General features: G+C 66.8%; 2 protein-coding genes. Both read right to left on the minus strand.

From position 1 onward, the window contains the following. Positions 1-171: 171 nt before the first annotated feature. The gene (gene fliB / locus AC1Q6P_RS23880; protein WP_492666259.1) at positions 172-1,449 is read right to left on the minus strand and encodes a flagellin lysine-N-methylase; all 1,278 of its coding nucleotides are present in this window, start codon (positions 1,447-1,449) and stop codon (positions 172-174) included. 143 nt (positions 1,450-1,592) lie between these two features. Further along, on the minus strand, positions 1,593-2,639 hold the full coding sequence (locus AC1Q6P_RS23885) for a glycosyltransferase (RefSeq protein WP_492666258.1): 1,047 nt from the start codon (positions 2,637-2,639) through the stop codon (positions 1,593-1,595). Positions 2,640-2,731 lie beyond the last annotated feature (92 nt).

Raw genomic sequence — 2,731 nt, forward strand, 5'->3', positions numbered from 1 at the left:
TCAGCCCCGCAACATCAGCCCAAATCCAGCTCTTGAGTCCCGGTTCTTCCCAGAACCTTGTCAGGCAACTTCCTACAAGCCCGCTGCAGACCGTGAAATATCTGGCTTTTCCTGCCCATGGCGGACGGCAGCTTAGCGCTGTCAGGCGCCCTACCCTGGCCCGAGCTCGGCTCAGAGCAACAGGGTCGCCAGCACTTCCAGGCGCAGGGCACCGCGCTCCTGCAAAAGCTGCATCACACCCGGCATGAAACGCCGGTTGTGCTCGATATTGCGGGCCACACCGTAGACCGCACGGATGACGTCATTCACCCCAAAAGCCGGGCCACGCAGGGCCGCGAGTCCGACGAGGTAGAAGCGAATCAAGGCAAGGCGAACGGCCAGATCCATGTACTCCGTCTGCAGCTCGGCCGTGCCTCGACGCGGGAACACCGCGGCCTGCAAGGCATTGAGCGTGTAGTTCTTGAGCAAATGGGGATGCTGCGCCAGGAAGGGGCGCAGCACCTGCTGATCGGCATCTTGGTAACGGGCCAGGCACACTTCCATGGACTCGCCCAGCAGCAGGCCCTGGCTGACCTCGTCCATCAGCGCGCGGAAGGAAGCCCTTCCACCATGCTCGCGCATGAAGCGCTGACAGGCGCCCAGCAAGAGGCTGAACTGAGCCTCCTTGGGCACAGGCAGGCCTTGCACCAGCTCGGCCGCGCGCGACAGGGAATCGGGGCGCAAGAACTGATCAAGCACCTGCTCCAGCGCCGCATCGCTCGCCGCGGCTGAGCCCGGCTCCCCCAGGGCCGCGATACGGCGCCAGAGCAGACCGCCATACACCAGGGCCTGTTCTGCCGTGAGCGAATCCAGGCGCACCAGGGCATCCATGAGCGTGGCCAGCATGGGCGCATGACGGCGCACCAGATCGGGTTCTTCGGCCGACGGGAAGGGGTCGCGCCGGCGATGCAAGGCCGGGGCAAGTTCGGGATTGATGTCCAGCGAGACTTCGCTCAAGTCCAGGGCCGAGGCATCGCTGAGCGCAAGGCGTGCAGCCTCGGGGCAGCTCAGGCTGGCACACAGGCCCAGATGCTGGCCGTCATGGACATACATGCGCGGGTAGTCGTTGCAGGTGCCGGACAAGGCCTCGGCGCCCAAGGACTTCTGGATGCTGCAGAGGCGGTCGCTGTCGAGCATGGGACACATTTCGTCCATCTTGAGCGAAATGCTGGCGTACGCGCCATGGGCCGACGCAGGATCGGCATGTCGCTGCACATGGTGCCGAAGCTGGCTCGCCAGAGGCTCGATGCGGATGGTTTGGTAGCGTTTGTAGGTGCGCTCATCGATGGCGATGCTCCAGCTTCCGCAGCAGCTCTCCACACAGTCAGCCCCCACACAACGAAAGGTCTGCATGTAACGCGGCGCCATCGCCTGGATGCGGCGGGCCTGGGGATGGGCGGGTGTTTTCATGCCGGGGCTGCTCTTCGCTGTGAATCGCGCGCGGATGTGCGCGTCAGAGCATTGGATACCGCAGGCCCATCCGGCCATCGCCAGAAAAGCTGCGAACGCACCCAGCAGATCCAGAGCGAGCTCGAAGGCCGGCTCGCGAGCCCTCAGGCGGCCAGGGCGAAGCGCTGCCGCAAGGCCTGGGCCTCGTCCGGGCGGCCGGTGCCATCCAGCACCAGGGCCAGGTTGTGGGCGGCCAGATGGCTGCCGCGCCCGGCCACCGCGCCACTGAGCTCGGGCCGCTCACCGATCTCCAGGCAGCGCCGCCAGGCGTCTTCGATCATGGGCAGCAAGGCCGGCGCCTGCTCGGGCAGATCGGCGGCACAGTCGAGCAAAAGGTCGCCGAGGGCGAAAAAGAAATCGGGCGACTCGGCGCAAACGTCCAGCTGGCTCTGCGCGAAATCCATGCCGGCATCGTGGCGTTTGAGCTGCTTGAGGCCATACAGCCGCCGCGCGACCAGATCCATCCACCATCCGGGCAGCGTGGGCGACAGGGCCGCCGCCTGGGCAAAGCTGGTCTCGGCCGCCGCATAGTCTTCGTAGACCGACTGGTCCTTGCCGAGCTGGTACCAGAGGTAGGCATCGTCCGGGCGCTGCTGCAGCTCCTGTCGCAACAGCGCTTCATTGCGACCGCGCTTGGCCTGCAGGCGATCGGGCAGATAGCCATCGTGGCCGATTTGCACGGCCAGGGCGCGCAGCGGCAGCTGATGCTGGGGCTGCTCGTGGATGCGGCCGGCATAGCGCACGGCAGCCGGCAAGACGCGGCTCAGCCGGGCGTGCGCCTCGCGCTGCGCGCCATCGTGAAAATGGTCGACCAGCTCGATGCTTGCGACATGGTCCGGGGCTTGATGGCGCAAAGCCTGCAGGGCCGGGCCACCGGCGATCAGCCATTCATCGGCATCGAGCACCAGATGCCAGTCCGCCCCGCCCGCTTGCGCGGCGTCCAGTGCCGCGTTGCGAGCCGCGGAAAAATCGTCGCACCAGGCGAAGTGCTGCACGCGCGCGCCTGCCGCCTGGGCCAGCGCCGGCGTGGCGTCGCTGGAGCCGGTGTCCAGCACCAGCATCTCATCGACCCAGGGCCGGACGCTGTCCAGCAGGCGGGCGATCGTCGCCGCCTCATCGCGAGCGATGACGACCAGACAAACGCGGTACATGAGGCTTCGGTCTCTGAGCGGCTCAGTGCATCTGGATCGCGCCCTGGGCGCGGCCCTTGCCCGCACGGGCCGGCGGGTTGCACATGCCGCAG

The sequence above is a fragment of the Roseateles sp. GW835-FHT13E02 genome (assembly GCF_058794035.1).

What these genes read in the sequence shown, in the direction of transcription:
- fliB (WP_492666259.1), bottom strand. Translation starts at nt 1,449, where the DNA reads ATGAAAACACCCGCCCATCCCCAGGCCCGCCGCATCCAGGCGATGGCG.
- AC1Q6P_RS23885 (WP_492666258.1), bottom strand. Translation starts at nt 2,639, where the DNA reads ATGTACCGCGTTTGTCTGGTCGTCATCGCTCGCGATGAGGCGGCGACG.